Annotated in this window: 18 protein-coding genes and 1 pseudogene; 16 read left to right on the top strand and 3 right to left on the bottom strand. The window is 61.4% G+C overall.

The features are described from left to right. Positions 1 to 97 precede the first annotated feature (97 nt). The 3 genes from ACTG2U_RS05795 to ACTG2U_RS05785 all read left to right on the top strand — a co-directional run bounded on the left by ACTG2U_RS05795 (position 98) and on the right by ACTG2U_RS05785 (position 5,779). On the top strand, positions 98 to 2,602 hold the full coding sequence (locus ACTG2U_RS05795) for a putative bifunctional diguanylate cyclase/phosphodiesterase (protein ID WP_439974186.1): 2,505 nt from the start codon (positions 98 to 100) through the stop codon (positions 2,600 to 2,602). Positions 2,603 to 2,701: 99 nt separating this feature from the next. Further along, positions 2,702 to 4,603 carry a transglycosylase SLT domain-containing protein gene (locus tag ACTG2U_RS05790; protein WP_335843073.1) on the top strand — a complete coding sequence of 634 codons (1,902 nt, stop codon included), beginning with the start codon at positions 2,702 to 2,704 and terminating at the stop codon, positions 4,601 to 4,603. 177 nt (positions 4,604 to 4,780) lie between these two features. Further along, a complete protein-coding gene (locus ACTG2U_RS05785) occupies positions 4,781 to 5,779 on the top strand; it encodes a LacI family DNA-binding transcriptional regulator (protein ID WP_005350588.1) in 999 nt (332 codons plus the stop codon). Between the two features lie 77 nt (positions 5,780 to 5,856). Here the strand turns inward: ACTG2U_RS05785 and ACTG2U_RS05780 are convergent, their stop codons facing one another. Both ACTG2U_RS05780 and ACTG2U_RS05775 read right to left on the bottom strand, forming a co-directional pair. After that, positions 5,857 to 6,921: a 3-deoxy-7-phosphoheptulonate synthase gene (locus tag ACTG2U_RS05780; protein ID WP_429077231.1), complete on the bottom strand. Its 1,065-nt coding sequence runs from the start codon at positions 6,919 to 6,921 to the stop codon at positions 5,857 to 5,859. A gap of 125 nt (positions 6,922 to 7,046) precedes the next feature. Next, positions 7,047 to 8,999 (bottom strand): TonB-dependent receptor domain-containing protein, encoded by a 1,953-nt coding sequence (locus ACTG2U_RS05775; protein ID WP_439974185.1) that lies wholly within the window; start codon positions 8,997 to 8,999, stop codon positions 7,047 to 7,049. A 266-nt stretch (positions 9,000 to 9,265) separates the two neighbouring features. On the opposite strand from ACTG2U_RS05775, the gene ACTG2U_RS05770 reads away from it, so the two are divergent. The 11 genes and pseudogenes from ACTG2U_RS05770 (at position 9,266) to ACTG2U_RS05720 (ending at position 23,010) form a co-directional block, all read left to right on the top strand. Then, complete coding sequence (locus ACTG2U_RS05770; RefSeq protein WP_439974184.1) at positions 9,266 to 10,414, top strand: isochorismate synthase; 1,149 nt, start codon at positions 9,266 to 9,268, stop codon at positions 10,412 to 10,414. Beyond that, positions 10,411 to 12,057, top strand: coding sequence for a (2,3-dihydroxybenzoyl)adenylate synthase (locus ACTG2U_RS05765; protein ID WP_439974183.1), 1,647 nt, complete (start codon positions 10,411 to 10,413; stop codon positions 12,055 to 12,057). Before ACTG2U_RS05770 ends, ACTG2U_RS05765 begins: the two co-directional genes overlap by 4 nt. Beyond that, positions 12,054 to 12,986: an isochorismatase family protein gene (locus tag ACTG2U_RS05760; RefSeq protein WP_439974182.1), complete on the top strand. Its 933-nt coding sequence runs from the start codon at positions 12,054 to 12,056 to the stop codon at positions 12,984 to 12,986. The genes ACTG2U_RS05765 and ACTG2U_RS05760 overlap by 4 nt, the downstream gene beginning before the upstream one ends. After that, on the top strand, positions 12,983 to 13,750 hold the full coding sequence (gene dhbA / locus ACTG2U_RS05755; protein ID WP_439974181.1) for a 2,3-dihydro-2,3-dihydroxybenzoate dehydrogenase: 768 nt from the start codon (positions 12,983 to 12,985) through the stop codon (positions 13,748 to 13,750). Before ACTG2U_RS05760 ends, dhbA begins: the two co-directional genes overlap by 4 nt. Positions 13,751 to 13,875: 125 nt before the next feature. Beyond that, complete coding sequence (locus ACTG2U_RS05750; RefSeq protein WP_439974180.1) at positions 13,876 to 17,865, top strand: amino acid adenylation domain-containing protein; 3,990 nt, start codon at positions 13,876 to 13,878, stop codon at positions 17,863 to 17,865. Next, positions 17,862 to 18,731: a hypothetical protein gene (locus tag ACTG2U_RS05745; RefSeq protein WP_439974179.1), complete on the top strand. Its 870-nt coding sequence runs from the start codon at positions 17,862 to 17,864 to the stop codon at positions 18,729 to 18,731. Before ACTG2U_RS05750 ends, ACTG2U_RS05745 begins: the two co-directional genes overlap by 4 nt. 301 nt (positions 18,732 to 19,032) lie before the next feature. Then, entirely contained in the window at positions 19,033 to 20,121 is a 1,089-nt protein-coding gene (pdhA, locus tag ACTG2U_RS05740) for a pyruvate dehydrogenase (acetyl-transferring) E1 component subunit alpha (protein ID WP_236293794.1), read from the top strand. After that, positions 20,114 to 21,100, top strand: a complete 987-nt coding sequence (locus ACTG2U_RS05735; RefSeq protein WP_021231077.1) for an alpha-ketoacid dehydrogenase subunit beta — start codon at positions 20,114 to 20,116, stop codon at positions 21,098 to 21,100. Before pdhA ends, ACTG2U_RS05735 begins: the two co-directional genes overlap by 8 nt. Then, positions 21,097 to 22,196, top strand: a pseudogene (locus ACTG2U_RS05730) (dihydrolipoamide acetyltransferase family protein). The gene ACTG2U_RS05735 and the pseudogene ACTG2U_RS05730 overlap by 4 nt, the downstream one beginning before the upstream one ends. Positions 22,197 to 22,404: 208 nt before the next feature. Then, entirely contained in the window at positions 22,405 to 22,614 is a 210-nt protein-coding gene (locus ACTG2U_RS05725; RefSeq protein WP_005302803.1) for a cold-shock protein, read from the top strand. A 90-nt stretch (positions 22,615 to 22,704) separates the two neighbouring features. Next, entirely contained in the window at positions 22,705 to 23,010 is a 306-nt protein-coding gene (locus ACTG2U_RS05720) for a hypothetical protein (RefSeq protein ID WP_005359485.1), read from the top strand. Here ACTG2U_RS05720 and ACTG2U_RS05715 read toward each other — a convergent pair. Further along, entirely contained in the window at positions 22,997 to 23,245 is a 249-nt protein-coding gene (locus ACTG2U_RS05715; protein ID WP_005334209.1) for a TIGR02647 family protein, read from the bottom strand. The two genes, ACTG2U_RS05720 and ACTG2U_RS05715, sit on opposite strands and share 14 nt — an antisense overlap. Positions 23,246 to 23,490: 245 nt before the next feature. On the opposite strand from ACTG2U_RS05715, the gene ACTG2U_RS05710 reads away from it, so the two are divergent. Together ACTG2U_RS05710 and ACTG2U_RS05705 are read left to right on the top strand one after the other, a co-directional pair. Next, complete coding sequence (locus ACTG2U_RS05710; RefSeq protein WP_439974178.1) at positions 23,491 to 24,039, top strand: hypothetical protein; 549 nt, start codon at positions 23,491 to 23,493, stop codon at positions 24,037 to 24,039. A 159-nt stretch (positions 24,040 to 24,198) separates the two neighbouring features. Further along, positions 24,199 to 24,591 (top strand): DUF2750 domain-containing protein, encoded by a 393-nt coding sequence (locus ACTG2U_RS05705; protein ID WP_005334204.1) that lies wholly within the window; start codon positions 24,199 to 24,201, stop codon positions 24,589 to 24,591. Positions 24,592 to 24,672: the final 81 nt, after the last annotated feature.

Raw genomic sequence — 24,672 nt, 5'->3', positions numbered from 1 at the left:
CTTCCCTCGCAACCTCTGATCTCATGAGCGGATGCAGGGGGCGTTGCTATGCCTGATTGGACATCAAACGTGGTTGGTTGTTGTGTTGGAGTGGTAAATGAAGCAGCAGGCCACGCAAGTCATGTGGTTTTTCGATCGGCAACATGATCAGTGGAGTCTCTCTGATCAGGGGGCCTACCAGCAGTGGCAAGGGGAGGGCAATCATCCCTGGGCCGCTCGCCTGTTACCGGAAGATGAGGTAGGCTTTGCCGACTTTCTCGTCCGGCTTCATGAATCGCATCTGCCCGAGCAGTTTATCGGCCATCTGAAAGATGATCAGGGGCAGCTCAACCATGTGCTCTGGAGCGGCCAGTTTGTGCCCACCCAGCAGATCTGCTGTGGCTGGCTGGCCCCTCTTGATACCGCCAACAGTGCGGTCTCCTCCCTCAATCTCTCTTTGCCGTTGCTGCAAACCACCCTGCTCACCCAGTTGGCGCAGGCGCTCTCTGCCCGCACCGGGCTCGATTTCTTCAATACCCTGGTCAGCCAGCTGGCCCATATCCTCAAGGTGGATGCGGTCTGGGTGGGGGAGTTGTGCGGTGCCGACCGGGTCAAAGTGCTGGCCGCCGACGGGCTGGCGCAGAAGGACTATCCGCTGGCGGGATCCCCCTGTCAGGAGCTCTACAAGCAAGGGGCCATCTGTTTCGAGGTGATCGACGAGTCGCAGGAGTATCAACCCTGGCTGGCGGCCGGGCAGACTTATTATGGTCAGCCGCTGTTTGATGCCAGAGGCCAACTTCTGGGCCATCTGGCGCTGCTCTATTCGGCCCCGGCAGATACCAGCAACCTCACCTCGGTGCTCAATACCTTTTCGGTACGGATGGTGGCCGAGCTGGAGCGATTGCAATCAGATGCCCAGATGCGCCTCTCTGCCGTTGCATTCGAGACCCACGAAGGGATCATCATCACGGATCCGGGCTTCAAGATCTTGCGGGTCAACAACGCCTTCAGCCAGATCACCGGCTTCGACAGCCAGTCGGTGCTGGGCCTGCATCTTGAAGAGGATCTCTGGCCAAATCTGGGGGGGCTTGGCTACGAGCTCAATACCCTCAGCCGCTGGCAGGGGGAGACCCAGCGTCGCCATGTCGATGGTCACACCTATCCCCAGTGGGAGATAGTGACGCCGGTGCAGGACGAGAAGGGGGTGATCAGCCACTTTGTCATCTGCTTCGAGGATATCTCCGAGCGCAAGGCGGCCGAGCGACGCATTCAGGATCTCGCCTATTACGACGAGCTGACCGGATTGCCCAATCGCCGTCAGCTCCACGAGACTCTGGTGCAGACCTTCAACGAGGCGACCCGCGATGGCTTGATTGGCGCGCTGCTCTTTATCGATCTCGATCACTTCAAGACCATCAACGACTCCCTCGGCCACGCCACCGGTGACTGGCTGCTCAAGGAGGTCGCCGCCCGTCTCAAACGGTTGGTGAGACAGGGGGATTGTCTGGCTCGCCTCGGCGGTGACGAGTTTGTACTGTTGCTGCCATCGCTCTCGGCGAGCCCGCCCCAGGCGGAGATGCAGGCCGATATCATTGCCGAACGGCTTATCACCGAGATTGCCGCTCCTTATACCTATGTGGGGCAGGTGCTGCACATCGGAGCCAGTGTCGGCATTACCCTGTTTCCGGATCGGGAGCAGGGGGTCGATGATCTGCTCAAGCAGGCGGATACCGCCATGTATCAGGCCAAGTCCGCTGGCCGCAAGACCCGTCGCTTCTTCGATGCCTCGATGCAGCAGCAGGCGGATCGCCGTCTGCTCATTCACAACGAATTGCGCAACGCCCTCAGCCAGCAAGAGCTGACCCTCTACTATCAGCCCCAGCATATGGTCGATGGCGGCGATATCATCGGTGTCGAGGCGCTCATTCGCTGGCAGCCGGCCGGTCGCTCGCTGGTCTCGCCGGCCGAGTTTATTCCCATCGCCGAGGAGACGGACCTGATTGTCGATATCGGCAACTGGGTGCTGCATGAGGCGTGCGCCCAGTATGTGCTGTGGGAGGAGAACGGCATCCACATTCCGCAGATCTCGGTCAACGTCAGTGCCAAGCAGTTCCATGCCACCGACTTTGTCGAGCGGATCCACGATGTGTTGGCGCAAACCGGCATGGATCCGGCCTGCCTCAATCTGGAGATCACGGAATCCGTGGTGCTGGGTCATGCCGAGGACACCATCAGCAAGATGACCGAGCTCAAGGAGCTCGGCATCAGCTTTGCCATCGACGATTTTGGCGCCGGTTACTCCTCCCTGAGCTACCTCAAGCGGTTGCCTGCCGATGAGCTCAAGATCGACCGCTCCTTCATTCAGGACATCCCGAAAGATGGCGACAACATGGCCATCGTCGAGGCGGTGATCGCCATGGCGCGACATATGGGGTTCAACGTCACGGCGGAAGGGGTGGAATCCCGTCAGCAACTGGAGTTTCTCAAGGCGCAGGGGTGCAGTTTCTATCAGGGCTATCTCGCCTCCAAGCCGCTGCCGGTGCCCTATCTGGAGAAATATGTACAGCGTCTGACCAGACCGGAGCAACTGCGCGAAATGCAGCTGAGCGAGTCAGAAAAATAGTCCCTGCTCCCCGCTGTAGCGCTGCCCGGCAACGGGTAGAATGAGAGGCAGTAGACCCACCGCCACCGGGCGGTGTATTGCCCTCAATGGAGATGTTCAGTGAAAGCTGTATGGGGAATTGTTTTGTCGGCGCTGTTTGTGCCGACCCTGATGGCGCAGACTGCCGACCAGACGCTCTACCGTCAGGCGTATGACGCCGTACGGGCCAATGATCAGGCCCGTTTCCAGCAAATTCGTGCCCGTTTGACCCATTACCCGCTGCTCCCTTACCTCGATTACTATCAGCTCGCCTTTCGTCCGGGGGCGGCGGATTACAACGATGTGACCCGCTTTATCCGCCAGCATGGGGATACCCCCCAGTCCAACCGGCTGGAGCGCAGCTATCTGACCTATCTGGCCCAGAGCCAGCAGTGGTCGCAGTTCCTGCGCTTCTATCCGGCCAAGCCGAGCTCCACCGATCTGCTCTGCATGCACTATCAGGCGCTCTATTACACCGGCAAGCCGAAAGAGGCGTTGCAGGGGGCGGGCAAGATCTGGATGAGCGGCCAATCCCGTCCCGATGCCTGCTCCCCGCTGTTCCAGCTGTGGCAGGCATCCGGTCAGCGTACCCAGGAGAAGATCTGGCAGCGGATGACGCTGGCGTTCGAGGCGGAAAATCCCAATCTAATCCGCCACCTTGGCGCGACCCTGGGTAGCGGCTTGCAGAGCTATGGCGCTCAGATGGTGACCCTGTTCGAGCAGCCCGCCAAGGCGATGAACCCGGCCTATTTCAGCAGCAATCCCTATTCCCGCAAGCTGCTCTCCCTCGGTTTGACCCGCTATGCCAATCAGGAGCCGGAGTCGGTGCTGCGCCAGCTTGCGCTGTTTCGCAGCCGTTTTGGCCTGACCCAGGCCGAGGTGAAACCGGTAGAGCGTGCCATTGCCCGCCGCCTGCTGCTGGATCGCTCCATAGCCCAGCGCAGCTGGGTCGACAGCACGGTGAAAAAGCTGGCGGATCCCGATATCACCGAGCTGCGGGCACGACTGGCCATCTGGGAGCAGGATTGGCGTGGCCTCTCCGGCTGGGTGAAGATGATGCCGATGGCCCGTCAGAAAGAGGATCGCTGGCGCTACTGGATGGCGCGCTCCCTTGAAGTGCAGGGGCAGCAAAAACCGGCGCGGGATCTCTATCTGGAGACTGCCAACCTGCGCGGTTTCTACGGTTTCATGGCCGCCCAGCGCACCGGGGTGCCTTATCGCATCAAGAACCAGAGCGTCAAGCATGTACCGGACTGGCGCACGGCCAGTCAGCGCTGGCCCTTCCTGTTGCGGGTGCGCGAGTTGCTGTCGATGAACGAGATTGCAGCGGCCCGTTCGGAGTGGATCCACAACATGGATCGCAACCCGGTGGCCCAGCGCATCGAGTTTGGCCATATCGCCCTCAATCAGGGCTGGCACGAGCTGGCCATTCTCGCCAGCATTCGCGCCGAAGCGTGGGATGCCCTCGACCTGCGCTTCCCGCTGCCGCTCAAGCGCACCTTCTCCCAGATGGCGCAAGAGCGCACCATGAACACCAGTTTGCTCTATGCCATTTCCCGTCAGGAGAGTGCCCTCTATCCGCTGGCCCAGTCGCCGGTGGGCGCGCGCGGTCTGATGCAGCTGATGCCTGCTACTGCCAAAGAGACTGCCGGCAAGCTGGGGGTACCCTATCGCAACGAGCAGCAACTGTTTGATCCGACGATGAATATTCGTCTGGGAAGCGCCTATCTCAAGCGCTTGCTGGATGTCTATGACGGCAACCGGATCCTGGCGGCGGCCGCCTACAACGCCGGGCCGGGACGGGTAAAACGCTGGCGAGAGCAGAGTGACAACAAGCCGATGGACGTGTGGGTCGAGAGCATTCCCTACAAGGAGACCCGCAACTACGTGCAAAACGTGTTGTCGTTCGATCTCATTTATCAGCACAAGCTACAGCAGCCGCTGCGCTTCATGTCAGAGCGGGAGCTCAATCACGCCTATTGAGTCGGGGGCCGCCAGCCGGCCCCTGTTTTCAAATTTCCCTGCCGCCGGGTATCATCGGGTAAGGTTTTGTTACCAAAGGAAACATGCCTGGTGACCTGGCTCCGGGAATTGCATCAGGCCGCAGGGTATACTCGGGCGTCGGCACCGACAGGTTCCCCCACAATAAAGGAATGGATAGTGGCAACGATTAAAGACGTTTCTCAGCTGGCAAATGTGTCTATCTCCACCGTGTCGCGGGTTATCAACAACACGGCACAGGTAGCACCGGAAAAGCGTGAGGCCGTACTGGCGGCCATGAAGGAACTGAATTTTCGACCCAACAGTTTTGCCCAGGCACTGGTCAGCAAGCGTTCCAACTGCATTGGCGTGCTGGTTGGCGACCTCTGCGGCGGCCCCTTCTTTGCCCAGATGATGCGTGGCATCGAAACCATGGTCGATCAGGCCAACAAGTTCACCATCGTCATGTCTGGCAACCACGATATCGCGCGCGAGCGTCATGCCATTCAGGCGCTGCTGCAGCGCCAGTGCGATGCGCTGATCCTCCACAGCAAGGCGCTCCCGGACGAGGAGCTGAGCGAGCTGGCGGCTGGCTCTACCCCCATCGTGTTCATCAACCGTCAGGTGCCGGGCGCCGAAGATCGCTGCGTCTGGCTCGATAACCAGGCGGGGATCACCACCGCGTGCCAGCACTTGCTGGATGCCGGTCATCGCAACATCGCCTTTATCACCTCCGATGATGAAGAGTTTGTCGATGGTCAGCAGCGGATGGCCGGTTACACCCAAACTCTGGCCAGAGCCGGGATCGCCTTTGATCCTGCACTCGTCAGCCGCGCCTATGCCGACGAAAATGGCGGCTATGTGGCGATGAGTGAACTGCTGGCCCGTGGTGTCGAGTTCACGGCCGTGCTTGGTTTCAATGACGGCATGGTGGCGGGGGCGATCTCTTGCCTGCTGGAGCGGGGTTACAAGATCCCGCAGCAGGTGTCGGTAGTGGGGTTCGACGATATCCCCTACGCCCGCTACATCTATCCCAAGCTCACCACGGTGCGCTACCCCATCGAGGAGATGGGCAGCCGCGCAGCCGAGCTGGCGCTGCGTCTTCTCGATCACAAGCCGGTGGACGGCCTGGCGCTCAAATTTGAAGCCCAGCTGGTTGAGCGTGAGTCAGTCGCCTGATGTGCGTCAGACAGTGAACAACAAGGTGGCCCCATCGGGGCCACACTCTTTTCTGCGTTATCTGAATAATCCGCTATTTATCCCGCGAGGGCGATCCGCAGTTGGCGGCGCGCCTCCACCCCTTCTGCCACCATATCGAGCAGCTGCCTTGTCTGTTCCCAGCCGATGCAGCTATCGGTGATCGACTGGCCGTAGCGCAGCGGTTTGCGGCTTATCTCCTGACGTCCTTCGCAGATAAAACTTTCCACCATGATGGCGGCGATGGCATGGCTACCAGCGCCCAGCTGGTCGGCAATGTCGCGGGCAACCAGCAGCTGGCGGGCATGCTGCTTCTGGCTGTTGCCGTGGCTGCAATCGATCATCAGCCGGGGTGACAGATGCTGCTGGCGCAGCAAGTCTCCAGCCTCTGCCACATGACAGCTCTGATAGTTGGGCTGGCGGCCACCGCGCAGGATCAGGTGGCAGTCGGGGTTGCCATGGCTGCGCACCAGTGCCAGCTGGCCATCACCGGAAGGCTGGGTATAGAGGTGGGCCGCCCGGCTGGCGAGGATCGCCTCTACCGCGATCCGGATATTGCCATCGGTGCCGTTTTTAAAACCGATGGGGCAGGGGAGAGCGGAGGCCAGTTGGCGGTGGAGCTGGGATTCGGTGGTGCGGGCGCCGATGGCACCCCAGCTGATGAGATCGCCCAGATAGAGCATGCTGGTGAGATCGAGAAATTCGGTGGCACAGGCGAGCCCTTCCTGTCCAAGGGCCAGAAGTAATTCGCGGGCCTGGGTTAGTCCCTTTTCCAGTTGATCGCTGCCATCGAGGTCGGGATCGAAGATAAATCCTTTCCAGCCGAGCGTCGTGCGCGGTTTTTCGAAATAGGTGCGCATCACCAGTTGCAGCTGCTCCCCGTATTGGCCCTGCAGTTCAGCGAGCCGGCCACCATAGTCGCGGGCGGCTGCCGGATCGTGAATGGAGCAGGGGCCGATCACCAGCAGCAGGCGATCATCATCTCCCTGCAGAATATGGCGGGCTTGCTGGCGGCTGCGAGCGATCTGGCGAGCGAGCCGTGCCGGACAGGGTCTGGCCTTTAACATCTCGTCAGGGGTGGGCAGGGTGGCAAGGGGTGAAGCATTCAGAAGTGAGGTGAACATGAGCGATCCTGATGAAAATGGAAATCTGCATGCTCTTTGCTGTCCAGTGGGGATCTTCCCCTTATTCTCTTGGTTAACAGAGCGCGGGCATGGGCCCGCGCTCTGTTATATCGACCTTGGCTACCTTAGAAGCGGGCTGAGCCGCTGACGTAGTAGCTGCGACCCGGTTCGACGTTCTGGAAGAGGGTGTCTTTCTCTTGCAGGCGCACGTCGGTCAGGTTGTTGATCCCCAGTCGCAGGTCAAAGTTCTCGGTGACCTTGAAGCCGGTGCCGAGATCGAAGGTCTGATAGCTGGGCAGCTTGTGCAGTACGACAACCTTGTTGACGGTCTGCTCGGCAAACTGGGTGCCGGTGTAGGTGGTGCCGACAAAGGCATTGACCCGCTCGGTGGCCTGCCAGGTGATCTTGGCGTTGGCCTTGTGCTCAGGCCGCTCGGGCAGAGCCTGACCCTGATCGCCTTCCGCCTTGAGGTAGGTGTAGTTGGCTCCAAGGTTGATATTGTCGGTCAGATCGAGCTTGCCGGTCAGCTCCAACCCCTTGGTGGTGGCTTTCTCCAGGTTGTACCAGGTGCGGTCAGTGGAGTTCGGCAGCTGTTTGAAGGTGAGCATGTCGTCGATGTCGGAGTAGAACAGGGTGGCGCTGGTTTCCCAGATCCCTTCTCCTGCGATGACACCCAGCTCGTAGTTGGTGCTGGTTTCCGGCTTGACCTTGTCACTGCCATAGATGCGGCAGCTGCCGCCGCAGCTCTCGATGCTGTAACCGTTGGAGTACTGGTGTGGTGCCGGTGCCTTGAAGGCCTGGCTGACACCGCCTTTCACTGTCACCACATCGTTCATCTCATAGACCAGATAGCCGCGCGGGGTGAAGTGGCTGCCGTAGATCTCGTGGTGATCGTAACGGCCGCCCAGCGTGAAGGTCAGGCTGTCGGTCAGGCCAATTTCATCCTGGGCGAACAGCGCCTCCTGAGAGTGACTCTCCTTGCCGCCGATATCCTTGTAGCTCACCGCATCCACCAGCTCCCGGTCCAGATATTCACCACCCAGGGTCAGGTAGTGGTTGGCCAGCGCCAGGTTGGTATAGCCCTTGAGGGTCAAGGTGTTCTCTTCCAGCTCCCGCTGCTGTGGGGCAGAGTAGCTGGTGTTGAAGTCGTCGATCTGGGAGCTCTCGTAGTTGGCCATGACGGTGGTGTCACCCCAGCTCCAGTTCCCCTTGTGAGTCAGACCAAACAGGTTGCGATCGTTTTGCTGCTGGCGGCTGTGCACCTTGTTGCCGGTTTTGCGGAAGATATCGAGAGGCCGCTCATCCTGGTTGTAGAGGTAATCCAACTCGAAGCGCTGCTGCTCATCCACCAGCCAGCTGAGGGTGGAGGCGAAGTTGCGGGTCTGTTTGGCTTCGATAAGGGGGATGCCGTCAGCAGCTTCGGTGGGGGTCCAGGCTTGACGGTCATACACCTCGCCGTTCATCCGGATCAGCAGGTTGTCGGTCAGCGGGCCGGTAAAGCCCAGGTTGGTTCTGTGCTGATCGCAGCCATCCTTGCCCTCGATGGCTTTGAAGTCGGCATCGGCCGCCCCTTGCCAGGTTTTGCCCGGCTGCTTGGTGATGATGTTGATGACACCCCCGATGGCATCGGAGCCGTAAAGTGCCGACATGGGGCCACGGATCACCTCGACCCGCTGGATCATGCCAAGGGGCACGGGAGTGTTGTCGAAGTTGCCGCCGCGCCACAGGGCATTGGAGGAGGAGAGGCGTTTGCCATCCACCAGCACCAGGGTGTACTTGCCGGACATGCCGCGAATGCCGATATCGCTGCGGCCATTGGTGTCAGCTTCAGCCTGAATGCCCACTTCGTGGCGCAGCAGGTCGGCAAGGTCATTGACGGGCGCGGCGGCGATCTGTTCGGCCGTGATGACAGATATAGAAGCCGGTGCCGAGCGGGTATTGTGCGCCGTGGTGGTGACGGTGATCACTTCATCGGCTTGAGGCGCGTTGCTGGCGGCGATCGCTTGCTGGGTCAGCAGAGTGACTATGGTGGTGGCCAGCAGGCTGGGAGCAATAAAACGGGAGGTTGAGGATTTCATTATTTACATCTTCCATAACATACAAATGATAAGCGTTATCATTATCAAGTTTAATTTGCTCCGATCGCAACTCTTTTTTATTGGCGAAGTTAAGTTTCGTTCGTCACCCTCTTTTGACTAAAAAGAAGTTAATGAAATTGATTCTCATTTGTGTTGATCGTTTTTTCGCTCCTTGTTAGGATGCCGTTCACCCTGATATCTGGTGAGTCAAATGACTCACATTAAGTCGTATCAGGCAGTGATTCATTCCAAGGAGTAGCACCGTCATGTGTGACCATGCACTGGAAGGAGAGTGGCCCGCCACAGCGGCCGGGCTGGATAAAGTGTGCTGTTTTGCCAGCGGTGACAGGGTACTGGTCGCCTCCGGTATCCACGACAGTTTTACCGGCATCCCGCCGGAGAAGCTGCTCGCCCATCTGCGTCAGTTGCGCCAGCAGGGGATGGACAATCCCATCGCCATTGGCGCCATTCCGTTTGATACCCAATCCCCCTGGCATCTGGTGATCCCGGCGCAATCGCAATGGGTCGCAAGGGATGCGCTGTTACCCGCCCGCTGTTGTCATCTCCATGGCGAGGTGAGCGAAGTGACCGGCGCTGCCCACTATCAGGGGGCGGTGCGGGCGGCGCTGCAGCAGTTCAGCGAGGGCCAGCTTGAGAAGGTGGTGCTGTCGCGTGCCATCGACGTGCAGAGCGCAGAGCAGACCTCCCCCGCACACGCCTATGGCTCTCTGCTGGCCCAGAATCCGGGCGCCTATGTGTTCCAGATCCCGCTGCCGGATGGGGAGACCCTGCTTGGTGCCAGCCCCGAGCTGCTGGTATCGCGCAGCGAGATGGCGGTGGTGAGCAATCCGCTGGCGGGCTCCCGTCCGCGCCACGCGTTTTCCGATCAACAGGCGGCCAGCGCCGAACTGCTTGGGGCCCAGAAGGATCGCTATGAACATGCGCTGGTGGCCGATGCAGTCGCTGCGGCCCTCGCTCCCTTCTGTCGCGAGCTGGACGTCCCCCTGGAGCCGCAGGTGATCGCGACCCCTACCATGTGGCACCTCTCGACCCGCATCGCCGGGCGGCTCCATGAGCCCTCTCCCGTGCTGGCACTGGCGCTGGCACTGCACCCGACACCGGCGGTATGCGGCACGCCGCTCTCGGCAGCTCGTCAGGCCATCGCCCGGCTCGAGGGGTACGATCGCCGCTTCTACTGCGGCGCCGTCGGCTGGATGGATGCCGATGGCAATGGCGAGTGGGTGGTCACCATTCGCTGTGGCGTGCTGGCCGGTAGGCAACTGCGACTCTATGCTGGCGCCGGGGTGGTGGTGGGCTCTTCGCCGGAAGCGGAGTGGCAGGAGACCGCCGCCAAGCTTGGCACCATGCTGCGGGCGTTTGGCCTCGAGAGCCGGGAGCCGGAGGTAACTGCATGAAGCCGTTGGTGCCCTTTACCCCCTGGCCCGCCGAGCTGGCAGCACACTACCGGGCACAAGGGTGGTGGCGCGGACAACCGCTCACCGCCCTGCTCGATGGCTCCGCCGAACGTTATCCCGAGCGCACGGCCCTGATCTGCGGCGAGCGAACCCTCAGTTATGGCCAGTTAAAGCGTGAGGTCGATGCGCTGGCGGCGGGGCTGGCAGCGCGCGGGCTGGGCCATGGCGATACCGCTCTGGTGCAGTTGCCCAACTGCGCCGAGTTCTATATCTGCTGGTTTGCCCTGATCCGCTGCGGAGTGGTGGCTGTGCACGCCCTCTACAGCCATCAGCGGCGCGAGCTGGTGGCCTTTGCCCGCCAGATTGAACCTGCCTTGCTGGTACTCAGTCCCTCTCATCCCGGCTTTGCCGGTGCAGCGGGAAGCCTCGCCGCCCTTGATGAGCTGGCATCGCCTTCCTGTCAGACACTGTTTTTCGAGCAGGCTGAAGGGAGTGATCTTCAGTCAGGATTTGCATGGCGTCAGCCTGAAACCGTGGTTCGTGCTGATGGTTCACCTCTGACTGCCACTGCACCAACACCTACCCCGGCCGATCAGGTCGCCTTTTTCCAGCTCTCCGGCGGCAGTACCGGCACTCCCAAACTGATCCCCCGTACCCACGATGACTATGGCTACAGCGTGCGCCAGAGCGTGGCGGTGTGTGGTTGGGATGAGCGGGTGATCTATCTCTGCGCCTTGCCGGCGCCCCACAACTTTCCCCTGAGCTCCCCCGGGGCACTCGGGGTGTTTTATGGCGGTGGCTGCGTGGTGCTGGCAAAGGATCCTTCCGCAGCAACCTGTCTGCCGCTGGTGCAGCGCCATCAGATCAACTGGGCGGCACTGGTGCCACCGGCCCTGGTGCTCTGGCTGGAGGCGGCCAGCCACTATCCGCAGACCTCTCTGGAGTGTGTACAGGTGGGAGGGGCGCGCCTCAGCCCGGTTCACGCCGAGGCGGTAGCGAGCCGCCTTGGTTGCCGCTTGCAGCAGGTGTTCGGCATGGCCGAGGGGCTGGTCAATTATACCCGCATCGAGGATGACCAGTGGCACATCGTCAATACCCAGGGCCGTCCGATGAGCCCGGGCGACGAGGTGGAGGTGCGGGATAGCGACGGGCGCCACTTGCCCGATGGCGAGTGTGGCGAGCTCTGGACGCGTGGCCCCTACACCTTTCGCGGCTACTTCAAGGCTGATGCCCACAATCAGCGGGCTTTCGATCGGGACGGTTTCTACTGCACCGGCGATCTGGTCTGCCGCTTGCCCGGCGGCCATCTGATGGTGGTGGGGCGCAACAAGGATCAGATCAACCGGGGCGGGGAGAAGATCGACGCCCTCGAGATCGAAGAGCTGCTGATTACCCATCCAGATGTGCGGCAGGCGGCGCTGGTCGCCATGCCCGATCCCATGCTCGGGGAGCGCAGCTGCGCCTTTCTGATGTGCCGCGCCCCCCTCAATCTGCCCCGCTTGCGCCGTTTCCTGCGCGAGCAGGGGGTGGCCGATTACAAACTACCCGATCGCCTGGTGCTGGTGGAGCAACTGCCCCATACCCCGGTCGGCAAGATAGACAAACAGAGGCTGCGCGAGCAGCTCGCCAAGGAGTGTGCATGACCATTCAATCCCTCGCCGCCTATCCGCTGCCTACCGTAGAGGAGCTGCCCACCGGGCGGGTGAACTGGCCCTTTGAACCGGGCCGGGCCGCCTTGCTGGTCCACGATATGCAGCACTATTTCGTCGACTTCTACGGGGCGGACAATCCGCTGATCAATCAGGTCATCGACCATATCGCCACCCTGATCCGTCAGGCGCGTGCCCTCGGTATGCCGGTGGTCTATACCGCCCAGCCCGCCGAACAGAGTCAGGCAGATCGGGCGCTGCTCAATGACATGTGGGGGCCCGGGTTGACCCGAGCTCCGGAGCGTCAACCGATTGTTTCGGCGCTGGCTCCCGAGCCGCAGGATACGGTGCTGACCAAGTGGCGTTACAGCGCTTTTTGCCGCTCACCGCTGGCCGAGCTGATGGCCGAATGGGGACGGGATCAGCTGGTGATCTGCGGCATCTACGGCCATATCGGGGTGATGCAGACGGCGGTCGATGCCTTTATGCGCGATATCCGCCCCTTCCTGGTGGCAGATGCCATCGCCGACTTCTCCCGCGAAGATCATCTGCTGGCGCTATCCTACGTCAGCCGCAATGCCGGTCGGGTGATTACCGTGGCCGAGGTGATGGCGGCCAGCAAACGCCCTCTGACTCGCGAGTCACTGCGTGATCTGGTGTTGGCGCGGCTGCCCGCCGAGATGCAGCAGGAGCAGCCCACCGAGGATGACAACCTGCTCGACTACGGTCTCGACTCGCTGGCGGTGATGGGGCTGGTGGAAGAGTGGCGTCAGCAGGGGCTGGTGGTGGAGCTGCCCGAGCTGGCCCGCACGCCGACCCTGGCTCACTGGTGGGCGCTCCTCTCCCGTCAGCTTAATGTCTGTCAGGGCACGGCTTATCAGGTCAACGAAGATCACATCAGCGAACCGGAGTGCACCCCATGAGCGAGTGGCAAGGCAGAACCATTTGGGTGACCGGTGCGGCACAGGGAATTGGCCATGCGGTGGCGCGCACCTTTGCCGAGGCGGGGGCCAGTGTGGTGGCGCTCGATCTGCAACTGGCCGAGGCGCTGCCCGGCAACGTGAAGGGGGTGGTGATCGATGTCAGCGACAGCGAGGCAGTGACCCGCTGCTGCGAACAGCTGCTGGATGAGGGGCTGGGGCCCGATGTGCTGGTCAATGTCGCCGGCGTACTGGCGACCGGCAGGCTCGATGAGGTGGATGACGCCCTTTTGCAGCGCACCTTCGCCATCAACACCTTCGCCCCCTTCTACCTGATGCGGGCCCTGACCCCCTGGTTTCAGGGGCGGCGCAGGGGCGCCATCGTCAATGTCTCCTCCAATGCCGGTCGGGTGCCGCGAGTGGGGATGGGCATCTATGGCGCCTCCAAGGCGGCGCTGACCAGCCTCACCCAAACGGCAGGGCTGGAACTCGCCCCCTATGGGGTGCGCTGCAATCTGGTGTCGCCGGGTTCGACCCGAACACCGATGTTATGCGGCATGTGGCAGGAGGGGGAGGCAGAGCAGCGCGAAGGGGAGCTGCGTACCATTGCGGGTCTGCCCGGGCAGTTCAAGCTGGGGATTCCCCTTGGCAAGCTCGGGACACCCAACGAGGTGGCTGCCTGCGTGCTGTTTCTCGCCTCCGATGCCGCCAGCCATATCACCCTGCAGGATCTGGTGGTCGATGGCGGTGCCACCCTGGGGGGCTAGCCTGCACTCTGCCGATCTGGCAGGCGTGACACTCTCTTTATGGAGGAGGCCTGGCCTCCTCGCTTTTCAGCCATGCGGGCAGGGGCAAGTCACTGCTCGCTCGATGTTTGCGCAAGGACATTCCCATGGAACAGACAATGGCGATGCGCGCCACCCACCAGCGTGGTGATCACCCGTGCTGGCCGCTTACCACCGCTCAGGCGGGCATCTGGTTTGCCCAGCAAAAATACCCGCAGAGCCCCGCCTGCAATACCGGCGAATACTGGCTGCTGGAGGGGGCGCTGGCTCCCCATCACTTCACCCGCGCGGTGCGCCAGACTATCGACGAGATCCCCGGTCTGCACTGCGCCTTTGTGGCTACTGCCGATGGCCCGCAGATGGTGGCCAACCCCGCCTGCTGGCAGCTGACCGAGCGGGATCTGCGCAGCGAAGCTAACCCGCTTGCAGCTGCGCAGGCCGAGATGCGTGCACTGCTGGCAGTCCCCTTCAATCTGGCCGGGGGGCCGCTGTTTGCCACCACCCTCTATCGCCTTGGCGAGGGGCAGTGGGCCTGGTTTATCGCCGTGCACCATATCGCCATCGACGGCTTTGGCCTGAGTTTGCTCTGCCAGCGGGTGGTGAGCTGGTATGAGGCTCTTTGTGCGGGCGAACAGCCTGCTCCCTGCCGTTATGCGACTCAGCAGGAGTTGTTGGCCGAAGAGGCGGCCTATCAGGATTCGCCGCGTGCCGCGCGGGATCGCGATTTCTTCGTGCAGCAGCTGGCCGGGGTGGAGAGCCCGGCGTCGCTCTCCCGTCGTCCGGCGCAAGGGCCGGGCCCCACTTATCGTCTTGAACAGCGTCTGGCTGGCCGCCAGTGGCAGGCACTGGTGGCACGGGCGAGTCGCTCGGCCTGTCACCCCTACAGCTTGCTGCTGGCGGCAGTGGCCAGCTATGTGCAGCGAATGAGCGGCGCTGGTGAGGTGGTGCTGGGTATTCCGCTGATGGGGCGGCTGGGCTCAGCGGCGGCCGATACCCCTTGCATGAAGGTCAATGTGGTGCCCCTGCGCATCGAGCTGAGCGGTACCAGCCGGGTAGGGGGGTTGCTGGCACAGGTTGAGCGGCAATTTGCCGCCCTGCGCCGCCATCAGGGCTGCCGTCAGGAGTGGTTGCAGCAGCGTCAGCCGGGCCAGCCGCTGTTTGGCCCTCAGGTCAATCTGATGCCCTTTGCCCGTACCCTCAGCTTTGGTAAAGGACACAACCAGGTTCGTGGCGAGGTGCAGGTGCTGGCGGCGGGGCCGGTGGAGGAGTGCGCCTTCTACTTTGCCGAGGAGGCTGGCGCGATGACCCTGACCCTCGAAGCACATCAGGGGCGCTTCAGCCAACAGGAGAGTGAACGTCATCTGGCCCGGCTGCTGGCCTATCTGGCGGCCTGGAGTGAGGCGGATGACGAGGCCGAAGCGGTGCGTTTGCCGCTACTGCTGCCCTGTGAGCAGGCTGAGCTGGCGCGCTGGAACCAGACCGACTATCCGTTGCCGACTACCACTCTGAGCGCACTGCTGGCCGAAGGGCTGGCGGCAGCGGATCAGAGCACCATCGCGCTGGAGTGTGGCGCCGAGCGCTGGAGTGTGGCCGAGCTGCGCCAGCGTACCCGCCAGCTGGCCAGCTATCTGGCGGGGAGGGGAGTGGGCCCAGGTTGTCGGGTGGCGGTGGTGATCCCGCGCGCTCCCGAGCTTATTCTCGCCCAGCAGGCCATCATGGCGGTGGGGGCCGTCTATGTACCCGTTGACCCGGACTACCCGGCGGAGCGGATCGGCTACATTCTCGCCAGCAGCGATCCTGCGCTGGTGCTGACCAGCCATACGCTTCAGATGCCGCTCGACGTGGCGGCGCCACTTGTCTGCCTCGATGCCCCCGGTGTGGCAGAGCAGCTGGCGACGATAGAGTTGGCAACGACAGCACCTTGTGATCTACCAGCCCCCAAACCGGAAGATGCGGCCTACATTATCTACACCTCAGGTTCGACCGGTCGGCCCAAAGGGGTGGTGGTGAGCCACGGCGCCATCGTCAACCGGCTGCTCTGGATGCAGCACATGTATCCCATCGGCCCGGCGGATCGGGTGCTGCAAAAGACCCCTGCCGGTTTCGATGTCTCCATCTGGGAGTTTTTCTGGCCCTTTATGACCGGTGCGCGGCTGGTGCTCGCCAAACCGGGCGGCCACAAGGATCCCGCCTACCTTGCCGAGTTGATTGAGCTGGCGGGGATCACCACCTTGCACTTTGTCCCCTCCATGCTGCAGATCTTTGTCACTCAGGCCGAGCCTGCGCGTTGCCGCGCCCTGCGGCAGGTCTTCTGCTCCGGCGAGGCGCTGCCCGCGGATCTGGTGCAGCGCTGGTATGGGGCATTTTCAGCCCCCCTGCACAACCTCTATGGCCCGACCGAGGCGGCGGTGGATGTCACCTGGTATCCCTGCCGGGCAGACGAGGCGGTGACCAGCGTGCCCATCGGCTATCCGGTCTGGAATACCTGTATCCACATTCTCGACCCCTGGTTGCAGCCGGTGCCGCCCGGTGTGGCGGGGGAGCTCTGGATCGGCGGCGTGCAGGTGGCGGAGGGCTACTTTGGCCAGCCCGAGCTCACCGCCGAGCGCTTTATTGCCAACCCCTTCGGCGCGGGACGGCTCTATCGCAGCGGCGATCTGGCCGCCTGGCGCGAGGATGGCGCCATCGAGTATCTGGGGCGCCTCGATTTTCAGGTGAAGATCCGTGGCCAGCGTATCGAACTGGAGGAGATCGAGCAGGTGCTGCTGCGCCATCCCCGAGTGGCGCAGGCGGTAGTGTTGGCCCCCGAATTTGCTCCCGGCGATCGCCGTCTGGTGGCCTATGTGGTGGCCGCAGATAGCAGAGAGCTGACGCTGGCCGAGCTGGTACCCGCCCTTGGCGCCGCCTTGCCTGACTACATGGTGCCGGGGCTCTTGGTAAACCTGGCCGAGCTGCCGCTAACCCCCAATGGCAAGCTGGATCGCAAGGGGTTGCCGCTGCCCGATATGGCGTCGGCGGTGGGTCAGTCGCTGCCGAAAACCCTGCTGGAGGAGCGGCTCTGTCGTCTCTTCGCCGAGATACTGGGGCTGGCGCGGGTCGGCGCCGACGATAACTTCTTTGCCCTTGGCGGCCACTCCCTGCTGGCGGCGCAGTTGGTGGTACGTATTGAAGAGTCGACCGGACAGGCGCTCACTTTGGCCAGTCTGTTCGAAGCACCGAGCCCTGCCCAGCTGGCGCGTCGTCTTGGCGGTGAGCGGGAGGCCATGCCCATGCTGTTGCCCCTGCGGGCGCATGGTACGCAGTCTGGTACATCGGGCCCCACCCTCTTTTGCGTCCACCCCGCAGGGGGGCTCGGCTGGTGTTATGCGCCACTGGTGCCCCATCTGCCGACCGACATGGCGGTCTATGCCCTGCAGGCGCGGGCGCTCTGCCAACCGGATGCGCCGCTGCCTGCCAGCTTCGACGAGCTGGCCCTCGATTATGTGACCGAGCTGCGTCGTCAACAGAGCGAGGGGCCCTACTGGCTGCTCGGCTGGTCGCTCGGGGGCATGTTGGTGCACCGGATGGCCGCCATGTTGCAAGAGCAGGGACAGGAGGTGGCCATGGTGCTGCTGCTCGATGCCTACCCCTGTCAGCAGTGGCAGACCCAGCCGTTGCCCGACGAGCAGCGGATGCTCGATGCGCTGCTGCGAATGGGGGGGATTGCGGTTGCGGACGAGGCGCTGGATTCCCTCACCCGTGACGCGGTGGTGGCCCGACTGGGGGCAGAGGGGAGTGCGCTGGCCATGCTCGATGAGCAGGTGGTGAGCGCCATGATCGAGCTGGTGGGCCACAACAACAGGCTGATCCGTGAGCCGGTCGACTACTGCTACCACGGGGAGGTGATCTTTATCGAGGCGTCAGCCTCCCGCCAGCCCTGGCTGGATGGACGTGGCTGGGCGTCGCTGACAAAAGGGGAGATCCGCTATGAGCGCTTCCCCTGTCTGCATCAGGAGATGGTGCATCCCGACTGGTTGGCGAAGATCGGCGCCCTTATTTGTGAGCGGGTCGATGGGGTCGGGCAACAACCGCACATCCGGCAGGAGGGGGACGCATGACCCCGGTTGTCGCCATCCGGGAAGCCTTGCAGGCGGGCAAGCTGGTGGGGCTGGGGGAGCCGCACTGGCACCCGGATTTTATCCGGCGCCAGCACGCCTGGTTGTGTGATCCGGCGCTCTGGGGAGTCATGACCGATCTGGTGCTGGAGTGCGGCAACCGCCGCCATCAGGGCTTGCTCGATGCCTGGCTGACGGGGCAGGAGAGCTGGCAGGGGGAGCCGCTGACGCTGGCACGGCTCTATCCGGTCTGGCTTGACTCTTGCGCCTTTCCTGCCTGGATGGCCCCCGAGTTTCCGGCTCTCTTTTCCGCTCTGCGCCAGAGCAATCTGGTGCGCCCTGAACATATGCGGCTGCGGGTGCATCTCTGCGAGCCCTCATTCGAGTGGCAGGAGATGAGCCCGGAGCGGTGGCAGCAACACAACAGGGGGCGGGATCAGGCGCTGGCCGACTATCTTCTTGCACTTCCCGCCCGCGGCGTGGTGGTGCTGGCAGGGGCGCGCCATCTGCTCAAAGCCGCAGGGGATCCCCATTTTGCGCAGCCGACGCTGGGCCAGTTGCTGGAGGTGGCAAGACCGGGCTGGCTACAGGTGCTTCACCCCTGGCCAATGGTTGCTGGGAAGGGAGATGAGGAAGAGGAGCGGGTGTGCGAGCTGGCCGGGATCGCGACTGCCGACCTCTATCCTCACTGGCCGGTGCATCCGCCGCTGGAGACCCTCATCGATCGGTTGGTGCGCGTGGCTGACCGAGGACGGGAGATGCGAATTTGCCCCACCTTGCTGGCCGAGCCCTGGTGCAGCCGCTTGCTGAGTCGCGCTCACTTGCTGCCAGCTGGCATGGCCAGCCAGCTGCAACAGTGGCTGGCGTAACTGCTGGTTGGAGTAACGGCGGACCGAAGTAACAGCTAACTGAAGTAACTGCTGACTTGAGTAACTCAATGGGGGAGCAAAGCTCCCCTTTTTCACATTTGGCATCCTGCATTCAGCGCTGCAAAGTTGCACCATTTACGGCATACCTTGCCACTCATCGCCGAAAATTCAGCTCCTTCGCTACTTTAAAGAAGTTTCTACTGGTCTTACCTGAGTAAATCCCTTTGCTTTTTATTTAACAAGGTATTTACATCTAGGTGTCACCAGCATCGGTGACGCTCACAACGGCAAGGAGCCAGTTATGACCCATGTCGACATCCCTTTCCTTCGTTACCTCGATGCGGAAGGGTGCCCGGTCGCCACCTTACCGACCTGGCTGGACAAGGCGATACTGCACACCTTCTACCGCAATATGGTGATGGTGCGCAGCTATGACAAAAAAGCGATAGCGCTGCAACGAACCGGCAAGCTCGGTACTTTTCCCTCCCATCTCGGCGCAGAAGCCGTGGGGATTGGCATTGGTCTGGCCATGCAGCCGCAGGATGTCTACGTCCCCTACTATCGGGACATGCCCACCCTCTATGTGCGGGGCGTGCCGATGGAGAAAAACCTGCAATATTGGGGTGGGGACGAGCGGGGCAGTTTTTTTCTCAAACCCGATGGGACTCCCTCTGAAGATCTCCCTATCTGCGTCCCCATCGCCACCCAGATCACCCATGCCTGCGGTATTGCCTCGGCCTTCAAACTGCGTAATCAACCGCGGGTTGCCGTAGTCACCATCGGCGACGGCGGCACCTCCAAGGGGGATTTTCTGGAGGGGCTCAACTGCGCCGGTGTCTGGCACCTGCCGATGGTCATCATCGTCAACAACAACCAGTGGGCCATTTCGGTGCCGCGCAAGCTGCAATCGAGCGCTCCTACGCTGGCCCAAAAGGGGATTGGCGCAGGGGTGCGCAGCCTGCAGGTGGATGGCAACGATGTGGTGGCGGTCTACGATGCCGCGCGCAGTGCCGTCGAACGGGCCCGCAGCGGCAAGGGGCCGACTCTGATCGAGGCGGTCAGTTATCGCCTCGGCGATCACACCACGGCCGACGATGCCACTCGCTATCGCGATGGGGCCGAGGTCGAGGCCGCCTGGGCGAAAGAGCCGGTCAAGCGGCTGCGCCAGTTTATGCATAGCAAAGGCTGGTGGGATGAAGAGCAGGAGCAGAGCCTGCTGGCGGAGGCCACCCGAGAGGTAGAGCAGGCGGTCGCCCGTTATGAGGCGATGGCGCCCCAGCCGCCGGAGGCGATGCTCGATTATCACTACGCCAGCCTGCCCGCCGAACTCCTGCCCCAGCGCGAGCGAGTGATTGCCAAGGGGATGAAGCAGGAGGTTGGCCATGAGTGAGATCAGTTTGCTGGAAGCGGTCAACATGGCCCTTCACTACGAGATGGAGCACGACCCGGATGTGGTGGTACTGGGCGAGGATGTGGGGGTCAACGGCGGGGTGTTTCGCGCCACTGTGGGCCTGCGCGACAAGTTCGGTTTCAAGCGGGTGATCGACACGCCGCTGGCCGAGGGATTGATCGCCGGGGTGGCGGTCGGCATGGCGACCCAGGGGCTCAAGCCGGTGGCTGAGTTCCAGTTTCAGGGCTTTATCTTCCCCGGGATGGAGCAGATCATCTGTCAGGCGGCGCGGATGCGAAACCGCACACGTGGCCGCCTCTCCTGTCCCCTCGTCTATCGCTCCCCGTATGGCGCGGGCATTCATTCGCCTGAACATCACAGCGAGAGTGTCGAGGCGCTGTTTGCCCATATTCCGGGGCTGCGGGTAGTGATCCCCTCCAGCCCGAGACGCGCCTATGGCCTGCTGCTCTCGGCCATCCGCGATCCGGATCCCGTGATGTTTTTCGAACCGGATCGCATCTATCGCTCGATGAAATCCGAGGTGGTGGATGACGGTGTCGGTCTGCCGCTGGATGTCTGCTTCACCCTGCGCCCGGGCCGGGATATCACGGTAGTGGCCTGGGGGGCCTGCATTCAGGAGGTGATGCGGGCGGCGAACCTGCTGGCCGAGCAGGATATCCAGTGCGAGGTGCTGGATCTGGCCACCATCAAGCCGCTGGATATGGAGACCATCCTCACCTCGGTACGCAAGACCGGCCGCTTGCTTGTGGTGCATGAGGCGTGTGGCAGCTTCGGGGTCGGGGCCGAAATCGTTGCGCGGGTGACCGAGCAGGCACTTCCCAGCCTCAAGGCGCCACCCAAACGGTTGACCGGGGTGGATGCCGCCGTCCCCTACTATCGCAACGAGGCGTATTACCTCATCACCGAGCAGGATATCGCCGATGCCGCTCACCAGCTGATGGAGAACCAGTGGCTATGAAATTTTTCAAATTACCGGATCTGGGTGAAGGGTTGGCCGAAGCCGAGATCGTCGAGTGGAAGGTGAGTGCCGGTGATACCGTCGCGGTCGATCAGGTGCTCTTGTCGGTGGAAACGGCCAAGGCGCTGGTGGATGTGCCCTCTCCGGTGGCCGGGGTGATCGCCCGTCTCTGCGGCGCCGAGGGGGATATCCTCCATATCGGTGCGCCGCTGGTGGAGTTCGAGGGGGGGAGGATGATGGCACCGTGGTGGGCAAAGTGAGCGCCCATCAGCAACATATCGAGGATCACTTCGTGGTGGGGGCCATTGCCCCGGGGGGATCGCTGGTGCAAGCCATGCCAGCGGTGCGACTGCTGGCACAAAAACTGGGTCTGGATATCGACCGGCTCAAGGGAAGTGGCAGCGGCGGCATGGTGACCGAGCTGGATGTGCAGCAGGCATTCGAGTCACAGCAGAGCAGTGGCAACGAATTCCTCAGAGGGTCACGGCGTGCCATGGCCAAGGCGATGGAGCTCTCTCATCAGACTGTGGTGCCGGTCAGCATCACCGATGAGGTGGATTTGCGTCACTGGCGGCCTGATGAAGATGTGACGGTGCGCCTTATCAAGGCCATTGGCGTGGCGTGCCGCGCCGAGCCCTCGATGAACGCCTGGTTTGATGGTGAAACCCTGTCACGGCGGCTGTTCAAAGAGGTCAATGTAGCCATCGCGGTGGATTCAAAGCATGGCCTCTATGTGCCGGTGATGGAGAACGTGGCCGAGCGGGAGGGGGCGGATATCCGGCAGGGGCTGGATCGGATGATCGCCGATGTGAAGGCGCGCGCCGTGCCCCGCGAGATGTTGCAGGGGGCGACCATTACGCTCACCAACTTCGGTGCTATCGCAGGCCGCTATGCCAGCCCTATCGTCACGCCGCCGCAGGTGGCTATCATAGGGGCAGGCAAATTGTTCGAAAAAGTGGTGTTCATCCATGGTGAAGCGCGTCCCGTCAGGGCATTGCCGCTGTCGATGACATTTGACCACAGAGCCTGCACTGGCGGGGAGGCGGCTCGTTTTCTCAGAGCGCTGGTCGAAGCGTTGGAAGCAGCCACCTTATAACGGTTTGTGCCCTGTCATTGGCAGGGCACAAATTTGTTTGCGTAATCTACAAAGCCACGTATAATCCAAACCAGCTTGAAAGGGCGATAGTTATGTCAATGAATACGATGTTTCACATCTTGTCCTGTTGTTCATAAGTTAATCCCGTTTTTTGAGCTTTACCCGCTGAAAAGCATAAGTAATTATTTTGAATACAGGTTTAAAAGATATGTCTAACATGATCACCGGTACCGTTAAGTTTTTCAACGAAACCAAAGGTTTTGGCTTCATCCAGCAAGAAAACGGCCCGGACGTTTTCGTTCACTTCAGCGCCATTCAAGGTAACGGTTTCCGTACCCTGGCTGAAGGTCAGCGCGTACAGTTCTCTGTGACCCAAGGTCAGAAAGGCCCGCAGGCTGAGAACGTAACCGCTCTGTAATTCTTACAGAATTTAAGAAAGCCGTGGTACCTCTGGTGCCACGGCTTTTTGTTTATATGGCTTATGCTACTAATTCCTATGTGCTGAATCATGCTGCTATCGCTCCTGCTTGCTGCCACCTTGACTCCGACGTCCGATGCGCCTGTACCGGTTCAATCCGCGATGGAAGCGCAGGTGATCTGCCAGCAATTTGTCCAGGTCCGGGTGGGCGCGGCGCTGCAACCCGATGAGGTAAATGCGCGACTGGTACCTGAAAGGGAGGGGGAGTGGCTGGTGGATGGCAAAGTAAAAGGACCCGAAGGTCCTTTGCTGTTTGCCTGTCATCTTCACCAAGGGGAGCGCTGGGAGCTACTCAACTTTTCACTCTGGGCACCACAGCCGGTCAAAGCGGTTTGAGTGCGACCAGCAGATGTTGCAGGTGTTCAACCATGGTCATGCCAAACGGGGTGAGATAGCCACCATCTTCTGCGCTGATGAGCCCCTGTTGGTGCAGACGGGCTGCCGCCTGGCACAACTCTTCAGACATATCGCTGCGTAATTTAATCCCAAGGCTCATGTTGGCCGGATCAAAGCATGCCAGTATTTTCAAATCGTTCACGAATTCGTTAGAAACCTGGTCGATCCCAATCATGGATTTACTCCTTACGCTAAAGATGTATGCAAACTAGCATCCCCGGATCCACTTTAGTGGGCGCTGGCTCAAATTATTGACCTTTGACTGGATGCTGTGTTTCAAATGCTGTTTTTTTCGGCGTAATCAGATGGTTGGCTGACAGCTTCGCCAAGGGCCGAGCCGGAACAAACGTGGTAGGATAGGGCACTTCTTTATATCGGACGGTCTATTGGTGGCTGTTCGCCCTGTTCAAGGTATCGCTCATGGTCAAGATCACTCTGGTATCCCTGCTGCATTCACTTTGTACCCGCTTTCCGGTTTACCCCGCTGCTTCGTTGACCTCCCTGCTGGATGCCCATCAGGGCGAGGTGTGGTTACCTGCACGCAAGGGGGCCGACATTGCGCTGTTACGCAAGCATGCCAAGGAGGCTCATGAGCTGGCGTCACTCGATGCGGGCTGGTGTGATTTTGCCGCCAGCGACAGCGGTGATACACCCGAGCTGGATGCACTGGCCAACTACGACAGCGAGATGATGGATAACCTGCTGATGTACTGGCACACCGCCGCCAAGATCAACAGCCCGATCACCGATAACCTGTTCGAGTTGCGCCGCGAAGTGGTGGATGAGGCCCACGGTGCCAAACTCGCTGCCGCCTGGGAGCAGCAACAACAGCTGCGTTTTGAGCAGCTGATGGCGATGGCGGCCAATGGCCAGGATCTGCTCTGCTTTGTCGAGGTGGAGTCCGCCTACTGGCTGCGGCAAAAGCTGAGCGAGCAACCTGATGTGGAGCTGATCACTCCTGCGCTGTAAAAGGGGCAATATGATGGCTGGCGGTCTCGCTATCGAGGAGGCTGCTCTATCCTTATTTGCGTCATTGTCCTCCCCATCCGGTGCCAAGGGGCTGCAAGCTGGACAAGCTGACGACAAGATGTGAACATGGCGCCCTTTATCGAGAGAGAGACTTGGCCAATGAGCTATGAACTGAGCGACACCGAGCGCAATGCCGCGCTGCAACTGAACGCTGATTACCGTTACGATCACTTCATCAGCAAGCTGGTCGAGCATGAAGAGCTATTCGTCCTGACTGACGAGCATGGCGTCATGATGCTGACCACCGACGATGAAGATTGCATCCCGGTATGGCCGCACCCGGAGTACGCCAAGGCGTGGGCCGAAGGCGAGTGGGCCGATTGCAAGCCGCAGTCCATCACCCTCAAGGTGTGGCTGGAGCGCTGGGTTGACGGTATGGAGCAGGACGAGCTGTGTGTTGCCGTGTTCCCGACCCCGGATCAGGAAGGCATCGTACTGGAGCCGGCTGACGTGGCTGACGCCATTGCCGAGAAGCAGGCCAAACGCGGCTGATCACCGAGCTATTCGCAACACCGGTTGCCAACAAAGACCCCGCTATCTGGCGGGGTCTTTTGTTTTAAGGACTTTTGCCGA

Source organism: Aeromonas sp. 95A (genome assembly GCF_051919235.1).
In the GTDB taxonomy this organism is placed as follows: Bacteria; Pseudomonadota; Gammaproteobacteria; order Enterobacterales; family Aeromonadaceae; genus Aeromonas; species Aeromonas veronii.
Note: the sequence above shows the minus strand (reverse complement) of the source record. Positions and strands in the feature narration are given on the sequence as shown.